10 protein-coding genes and 4 pseudogenes are annotated in these 7,162 nt (G+C 60.8%); 8 read left to right on the top strand and 6 right to left on the bottom strand.

Annotated elements, in window-relative coordinates:
• Nucleotides 1-363: 363 nt before the first annotated feature.
• Complete coding sequence (locus tag NKH03_RS33925; RefSeq protein WP_352973202.1) at nucleotides 364-666, bottom strand: hypothetical protein; 303 nt, start codon at nucleotides 664-666, stop codon at nucleotides 364-366.
• 40 nt (nucleotides 667-706) lie between these two features.
• Between NKH03_RS33925 and NKH03_RS33930 the strand changes: the two genes are divergently transcribed.
• Nucleotides 707-862, top strand: a complete 156-nt coding sequence (locus NKH03_RS33930) for a hypothetical protein (protein WP_352973203.1) — start codon at nucleotides 707-709, stop codon at nucleotides 860-862.
• 231 nt (nucleotides 863-1,093) lie between these two features.
• Nucleotides 1,094-1,288 (top strand): hypothetical protein, encoded by a 195-nt coding sequence (locus NKH03_RS33935; protein ID WP_352973204.1) that lies wholly within the window; start codon nucleotides 1,094-1,096, stop codon nucleotides 1,286-1,288.
• 319 nt (nucleotides 1,289-1,607) lie between these two features.
• On the opposite strand, the gene NKH03_RS33940 is transcribed toward NKH03_RS33935, so the two are convergent.
• From NKH03_RS33940 to NKH03_RS33950, 3 genes and pseudogenes are all read right to left on the bottom strand, one after another.
• Nucleotides 1,608-1,829, bottom strand: coding sequence for a hypothetical protein (locus NKH03_RS33940; RefSeq protein WP_352973207.1), 222 nt, complete (start codon nucleotides 1,827-1,829; stop codon nucleotides 1,608-1,610).
• Between the two features lie 195 nt (nucleotides 1,830-2,024).
• Nucleotides 2,025-2,225: a hypothetical protein gene (locus tag NKH03_RS33945; protein WP_352973209.1), complete on the bottom strand. Its 201-nt coding sequence runs from the start codon at nucleotides 2,223-2,225 to the stop codon at nucleotides 2,025-2,027.
• A pseudogene (locus NKH03_RS33950) lies at nucleotides 2,222-3,071 on the bottom strand (ATP-dependent DNA ligase). The gene NKH03_RS33945 and the pseudogene NKH03_RS33950 overlap by 4 nt, the downstream one beginning before the upstream one ends.
• A gap of 110 nt (nucleotides 3,072-3,181) precedes the next feature.
• On the opposite strand from NKH03_RS33950, the gene NKH03_RS33955 reads away from it, so the two are divergent.
• On the top strand, nucleotides 3,182-3,475 hold the full coding sequence (locus NKH03_RS33955) for a hypothetical protein (protein ID WP_352973211.1): 294 nt from the start codon (nucleotides 3,182-3,184) through the stop codon (nucleotides 3,473-3,475).
• A 59-nt stretch (nucleotides 3,476-3,534) separates the two neighbouring features.
• The gene (locus tag NKH03_RS33960) at nucleotides 3,535-3,723 is read left to right on the top strand and encodes a DUF3606 domain-containing protein (protein ID WP_352973212.1); all 189 of its coding nucleotides are present in this window, start codon (nucleotides 3,535-3,537) and stop codon (nucleotides 3,721-3,723) included.
• 208 nt (nucleotides 3,724-3,931) lie between these two features.
• Here the strand turns inward: NKH03_RS33960 and NKH03_RS33965 are convergent, their stop codons facing one another.
• The gene (locus tag NKH03_RS33965; RefSeq protein ID WP_352973213.1) at nucleotides 3,932-4,144 is read right to left on the bottom strand and encodes a KTSC domain-containing protein; all 213 of its coding nucleotides are present in this window, start codon (nucleotides 4,142-4,144) and stop codon (nucleotides 3,932-3,934) included.
• Nucleotides 4,145-4,268: 124 nt separating this feature from the next.
• On the opposite strand from NKH03_RS33965, the pseudogene NKH03_RS35140 reads away from it, so the two are divergent.
• A pseudogene (locus tag NKH03_RS35140) lies at nucleotides 4,269-4,334 on the top strand (adenylyl-sulfate kinase); the annotation flags it as partial.
• 11 nt (nucleotides 4,335-4,345) lie between these two features.
• On the opposite strand, the pseudogene NKH03_RS33975 reads toward NKH03_RS35140, so the two are convergent.
• Nucleotides 4,346-4,541: pseudogene (locus tag NKH03_RS33975) on the bottom strand (sulfate adenylyltransferase subunit CysD); the annotation flags it as partial.
• A gap of 337 nt (nucleotides 4,542-4,878) precedes the next feature.
• Between NKH03_RS33975 and tnpA the strand changes: the two are divergent.
• From tnpA to tnpC, 3 genes and pseudogenes are all read left to right on the top strand, one after another.
• Entirely contained in the window at nucleotides 4,879-5,214 is a 336-nt protein-coding gene (gene tnpA, locus NKH03_RS33980; RefSeq protein ID WP_352651377.1) for an IS66-like element accessory protein TnpA, read from the top strand.
• Entirely contained in the window at nucleotides 5,211-5,558 is a 348-nt protein-coding gene (gene tnpB, locus NKH03_RS33985; RefSeq protein WP_352651376.1) for an IS66 family insertion sequence element accessory protein TnpB, read from the top strand. Before tnpA ends, tnpB begins: the two co-directional genes overlap by 4 nt.
• 66 nt (nucleotides 5,559-5,624) lie before the next feature.
• Nucleotides 5,625-7,083: pseudogene (gene tnpC, locus NKH03_RS33990) on the top strand (IS66 family transposase); the annotation flags it as partial.
• Between the last annotated feature and the right edge of the window lie 79 nt (nucleotides 7,084-7,162).

Below are 7,162 nucleotides of genomic sequence, written 5' to 3' on the forward strand. Positions count from 1 at the left end.
TTGGATGACGCGGGCTCATCTATATTAGCTAACCCTTGACGAAGCCGCCGACCGCCAGGATCCCTAGCGGCTCATCGGCGGCTTCAGGCGTCCCGAAAGTCGGCTTCCAATCCCGATTACTCTCCCGCTGCTGGCCTTCGTAGTCAGGAATGCACGTGAAGAACACCGGCCGACGGTCGCGGCCTGCAACCTTACAATCCGAGCAGCCGAACAGCCGACGAGATCCCAATACATGGAACCATGATCCGGGCCGAGCCGACCGATCAGCGCCTGGAGGTCGAGCTTGGTCGACTTGAAACACACCGGGTGCGCGCAATTGACGTTTGATGGTTTCGCGCGCGGCCACCGTATCAGCGAGAGTTTTCATCCGCGGAAGCGCTCGGTATGCAAGCAGATTTTGCCGTCGATCTTCATGGGCTTGTGGATCATCAGCCGTTTCGGCAGATGCTCTGGATGAACCTCCAAAAGGGGGATCTTGACCTGAGGCTTGCAGTTGCTGCAATCGAATTTCAGGCTCGGCGGATCGACCCCGCCGACCATCATCAAATCAACCGATCGGCAGTAGCGAACATTGCCGCAGCTGCACTCTGCTTTCGCAAGCATATTGTGCCGGGCCGCCTTGCGTGTCGATCGGGTCGAGCGCCATGGAGAACGAATAAGGAACATTTTCCTTACCCGTCAAGACTGCTTGTGGAATCCTGTCGCCATGAGCGAGGAACTGAACGACTTGACAGCCGTTCAGCTGCGTCAGGCGGATCGAAAAAAACACGTCTGCGAGTTTGACGCATGCGTGAAGCATGCACCGTTTGCCTTTGCCAGACCGAAAAGGCGCGCCAGGACACGCGCAGGCAAGGCGCTCTAGACCGCGTGTGCCACCGCTCTCCGCGCGGAACCTGATGGCTTGTGGGAACCGGCCTCGACATCCCACGTTTCCAGTAATCGAACTTCAGGATAGGGATTCTTGCAATGGCGGAGAATTTATCTCACGATGATGAACGGCGCGGCACCAGAAGGGTCCTCATGTGGGGTGTCGTGATCGCCACCGTGCTTTTCGTCGTGCTGCTGGCGATATTTGTCCTCGGCGTGAGAGGCAATGGTGGATAGCGAGATACCCAACGGCAAGGGTCATCCTTGCATCGAAGTGATCGAAGCCTGTGGCGAATGGTTCGTCCGTGTGGTCGAGGAAGATCAGGGACTAACCCGATCATTCGAACTAGAATCGCTCGCCCTAGCCTTCGCGGAAGGCCAGCGAATACGCCTGCAGCTCGACGAGTTCGTCCGGCTGTAGGGCGTGACCGACCAGCGCATCACCGGCGGGCTAGCTAGTTCACAAACAGCTCGTCGGTTAGGCCCGGCACCTCGTTGGCGTTGGGTGTCGGGCCGCATGGCCGGGGAGGAACTCTCGGGCACTTTGTCCCGACAATCTGAGATCAGATGGACCGCGCTAATTTACCACTAGCTAAGCTGGTCACTTGAGATCATAGTGCCGGCACTGATGACTGGCAGGCTGCCCGCCCACACCCGAAACCCGGCCTGCCACTTGCCGGCGACGCCTTCCCCAAGACGACGTCCGCCGGCTTTTCCTTCCCTTATATCGCTGTGCTCCATCAGCCTGCCAAGCCGCCGGTGCGATGCTGCATGGCATCGAAAATGACCTCGAGCACGCTCCAGACTTCTTCGTTGATCTCGTCGGCGGGAATCCCTTCTCTGTCGGCCGCCTTCATCGCCTCGTCTGCAAGATCGCTGATGGCCACGGGATCGTCGGTGATGGCGTTTGGAAGATGTTCTGCCATCCATCTGTCGAGAAAGTTGACCCCGCGCGTGCTCATCGAAAGATGGCCCACCAGATCGCGAACGCACCCGGTGCAAGCAACAAGGCAGCGGCCAGCATCAATACGCCCTTGCGGTACTGCCATCTCGGCGGCGGGCTTGGCATCAGTCGTTCGGGATTTCGTCCTGCGTCCATGGTGAACCAATTTGCCCGGCGTTATTAAGTTCCGCTTCGTGCTGTTTGGCTGCCCCTGTCAGCGTAAACCCTGCATGATGAACTTGTATATCGTGCCAATTTCTTCATCGATCTCTTGGCCGGGAATTCCTTGGCTCTGCGCCGCCTGCTTCGCGTCCACGGCCATGTCGATCACCAGTAGCACTGGGTCGATGATCGGATCGTCCGGTAAATGATCCGATATCCAATGGTAAAGAAAATCATGGCCGCGCTTGCTCATTCCCTGAAATCCTGCAGCGAGGCGTGGCGCAAATCCGCCTTTCTGCTCAGGTGTTTTACGCGGCAGATCAGCCCTGGCTTGACCCATTGCGTCGCCGGCCGTTTCATACCTTTCGGCGCCAGTCCGGCGTGTTCCTGCACGCGCGTCCATAGCCGTTCGCGAATAGCGCGGCTGGAATTGATGAACCCTGAGCCGACATAGCCTGAGCCACGCTCGGCCGTCAGAGCAAACGCCGGCTTCCCCGCCTCGCGCTCGACGCCGATCAGTTCGTATCCATCGAACGAATACACTTCGCCTTCAGCCAGTTTGGGAATGGCCCGCTGCGGTATTTGCTGGCGCGCCGCTTCGACACCATGCCTTTAAGGCCGGCTTGGTCGAGCAGGTGATAGATGGCCTTGGCTTCGCCCGGCAGCGGCTCGCTGAACTGGATGCGTCCGCCAGGTTCGATCATGCTGGCCAGGATCTCGCGGCGCTCCTCCAGCGCCATGTCGCGCAGATCGTGGGCGTTGAGGTGGAGCAGATCGAACGCGACGAAATAGAGGTCGTGTTGTCGGCGGGTGATCGCCTTGCGCAGTTCGCCGAAGTCCGACAGTCCCGCCTCGTTTAGCCCGATGATTTCGCCGTCGACGATCGCGCTTTCGGCGCCGAGTGTCTTGGCCTCTGTCACTAGGTCGCGATACTTCGCGGTCCAATCATGGCCGTTGTGCGTGTAGATCCTGGTGCCGTCTTCATCGATGATGAGCTGCGAACGGTAGCCGTCTAACTTCATCTCGTGAATCCAGTCGTCGCCTCGGGAGGCTTCTCCACCAGGGTCGGCATCAAAGGCGCGACAAACCCTAAACGCATGCACAAGACTCAACCAAGCCGCGACTCAAGCTGCGAGCCTGCAATCGGTTCCGGAACATTTTAGCTAAGTTGCATGTTTCAATCATTACCGCGATCAAACGAGCGATAAAATGGCCCGAACTCCGAGAGTTGGTGACGAGATCACGCTAGCGGCCACCATCCTGAAAGTGATGGATGACGGCGTGTCGAGCGTGAGCATTCCCTCGTATAATTTTCCGCTTGCCATCGACACGCCGCGGAATGCCAAGGCGGGCCAGAAGGTCGAAATCAGCGGGTTTGCTACGCGTGTTGATGCAGAAGATGGAAAAGTCACCGTTCGTATCGATGGTGGTGGTCTTGTCACTGTGGATATCGATGCCATCACTGCCATGTCAGCGACATCGCGGGTGAGAGTTCGGGAATAACGCTGGTTGCGGAACCTTGGCACTCCTCTCCTGTTGTGTGAACACAGGAGGCATTGGCCATGGCAGACGACAAGGGCAAACGTGATTTTCGCTATCGCCAACGGGTGTCTGGCGATGAGCAATATCAAGTCGGCTATTTCGCCAGCAAATTTGGGCGTACGATTCCCAAGGTTAGAGAACTCATAAAAAAGCATGGCAACGACCGTGGGACGCTGGAGCGCGATGCCAAGGCGCTCGGCAACCGATGACAAAGCTTTCGGATCTTGGCCCGCCGATCACCGGCCGTCGGCATGACGGCAAGCCAGTACCTGCGCAGGAGCATTTTTACGCTTGTCCGATTTGCGGCCAGTCAGTCGATAAACGCGATCTGCGGCACGTCATCTGGCACGAGCTACCCGGCCATGAGGCATTGGAGCTTGATTCCTAGTCCTTCAACGCCCGCAGACAGCAAGGCCATTAGCCCGGCTCCTGCTCAACAAGGCGGTACCGGAAGTGACTGCGGATGTGCTCGTTGAAATAACGGCCTTTGGCGAAGGCAGATCTGAACGCGGTAACGCTCTCAAGCGGTACGTCCAAGAACTCGTAATGCTTCCCGCTTGCCACAAACCAGACCGAGAGTACCCTGGTGTTCGGGTCATAGGCGAACTTGCGTATCGAGGTCGATGGCATGGCGTCCAAAAGAGCCGACCGGCGGAGGGCGGCAGGCGAGTATGATCTATGATTAACCCAGCGGACTCAACGGGCGGCGGAGGGGTTTGTTGCATCGCCAGCTCGGCCGACAGCCAGAAACCCGATGCTAGAGGCGTGCGTCAGGCGTGATCCCAAGGGCCTCTATGCGCGCGCACTGAATGGCGAGATCAAGAATTTCAAGGTGCGCGCGGTCAGCATTCGCCAACGATGGCTTCCAGCCGCATCCGATTCCATGGCCCCGGTCAGCGGATAGCAGCCAAGCGTGCGGAACCGCACCAGCCGGTTCTCCATCGTCTCGCCGGGGCGCAATTCATGCGCTCGTTATCCTGAGGATCAACATGCCGTCGCGTTCGACCACCGGCCGCTGCTTAGCGAATAGAGCTCCTCGCTGCGGAAAAAAGACAGGTTAAGGATCGGCGTCCGGCGGCCCCATCCGCAGCAGTCGGCCGCGTGATGCAATCCGAAAGGCGGGTCTGCAATGTGCCGAGCGATACGATCTGGTCCCGGATGGACATGGTCGTATCCAAGCCAATCACCGGCTCTTCATAATCCTCGTCCTCGCCGCTGTCTTCTCATGATCTGCGCCTTCCGTGGATGAGGCAAGGAGACTGCTGGATCGTACGCCTCCGGCGAAGGCCGCCTTGCGGGAGCATGGCACGGTAGCGAGTCTGCGCTCTTAAGGTCGTCCTTACGAGCGTAGTTAGCAGCACAGCATGAGCCATGTGACGTTATTGACCGGGCCGGAGCGTCGTCGTCGTTGGAGTGAAGAGGATCAGTGCCGGATACTGGCCGCGGCATTCGCGCCCGGGGCCACGGTGACGGCGGTGGCGCGTCAGTACGATGTCGCGACCAGCCTGATCTATAAGTGGCGCCGCACGGTGAGAGCCCGCGAGACGGGCTTTGCCGAAGTTGTCGTGGTTCCCGATGAGGTGCCGGCGGCGCCAGCGATGATCGAGCTGGAGATCGCCGGCAAGGTGCGGCTGCGGATTCCGCTGACCACGCCGCCGACACTGGCGGCGGCGATGGTGAAGGCGCTGGGCGTTTCATGATCCCGGTTCCGAGCCAGGTGCGGATCTGGTTGGCGGTCGGCCGGACCGATATGCGTCGCGGAATGCAAGGCCTCGCTCTGCAGGTTCAGGAGACGTTGGGCCGGGATCCGCATGCCGGCGATCTTTATGTCTTCCGCGGCCGTAGCGGCAATCTGATCAAGATTATCTGGCATGATGGGCTCGGCATGTCGCTGTATGCAAAACGGCTCGAGAAGGGCCGGTTTCTATGGCCATCGCCGGCGGCCGGTACGGTTTCCATATCACCGGCGCAGCTCGCCTACATGCTCGACGGGATCGATTGGCGCAACCCGCGCCACACGTTCCGCCCGCAGCGCGCGGGCTGAGTTTTTCTTTGAGTTTGCGCCATTTTCCGCGAGTCAGCGGACGCGTTTTATGATTCACTCCAGGGCATGGTTGCCACCGCCCAGGATGCTGTTCCGGACGATATCGGCGCGCTGAGAGCGGCGCTGACCGCGGCGCTGGCCAGAGCCGAAGACGAGGCCGCGCGCGCTGCGCTGGTCGAGGCCGAACTGGCGGTCGCCAGGGCCAAGGCATCGGATGATGCGGCGCTGATCGCACATCAGGATCTGACGATCCGGAAGCTGCAGCGGGCGCTGCATGGTCAGAGTTCTGAACGCTCAGCCCGCCTGCACGACCAGATGGAGCTCACCTTCGAGGAACTCGAGAGCACGGCCACGGAAGACGAGATCGCCGCCGAGCAGGCAGCGGCCCGGACCACTGAGGTGGCACCTTATGTGCGCAAACGACCGGCGCGCCAACCATTTCCCGAGCATCTGCCGCGCGAACGCGTGGTCGAGCCGGCGCCGACCGCTTGCCACTGCTGCGGCGGTCATCGGCTGCGCAAGCTGGGTGAGGATATCACCGAGACGCTGGAGGTGGTGCCGCGGCAATGGAAGGTGATCCAGCACGTTCGGGAGAAGTTCACCTGCCGCGACTGCGAGGCGATCAGCCAGGCTCCGGCGCCGTTCCACGCCACCCCGCGCGGCTGGGCCGGTCCCGGCCTGCTGGCGATGATCCTGTTCGAGAAGTTCGGACAGCATCAGCCGCTCAACCGCCAGGCTGAACGCTATGCCCGCGAAGGCGTGCCGCTCAGCCTGTCGACGCTCGCCGACCAGGTCGGCGCCGGCGCCGCGGCGCTGATGCCGCTGTTCAAGCGCCTCGAAGCCCATGTGCTGGCCGCTTCACGTCTGCACGGCGACGACACGACGGTGCCGGTCCTGGCCAAGGGCAAGACCGATACCGGCCGATTATGGGCCTATGTGCGCGATGACCGACCGTTCGGCGGCGCCGATCCGCCGGCGGCAGTGTTCTACTATTCCCGCGATCGTCGAGGCGAACATCCCGCGGCGCATCTCGCCGGCTGGAGCGGCATTCTGCAGGCCGATGCCTTTGGCGGTTATGGCGATCTCTATGCAACGGGTCGTCAGCCGGCGCCTGTTCTGGAAGCCAGCTGCTGGGCCCACAGCCGGCGCAAAGTGTTCGAGCTGGCCGATGTCGAAGCGGCGGCGCGCAAGAAGGCGCGCGGCGAGAAGCCCAACCTGGTCTATCCGCTAGCGGTTGAAGCCGTGAAGCGCATCGATGCCCTGTTCGATATCGAGCGCGGGATCAACGGCCTGTCGCCGGCCCAACGCCACGCCGTGCGCCAGGAGCCAGGAGCGGAGCGTGCCGCTGGTCACCGAGCTCGAGCGCTGGATGATCGAGACGCGCGACAAGCTCTCGCGCGGACACGATCTGACCAAGGCCTTCAACTACATGCTGCGCCGCTGGTCATCCTTCACCCGGTTCCTCGACGATGGGCGCATTTGCCTATCGAACAATGCAGCCGAGCGAGCCCTGCGCGGCATCGCAACGACCGATTCATACTGCACCTCTTCTTCAAACGTCCGGAAACAGGGACTTTTGGTTTTCCATTTTGATGCGACACGGG

Source organism: Mesorhizobium sp. M1406 (assembly GCF_040317555.1).
Classification (GTDB): domain Bacteria; phylum Pseudomonadota; class Alphaproteobacteria; order Rhizobiales; family Rhizobiaceae; genus Mesorhizobium.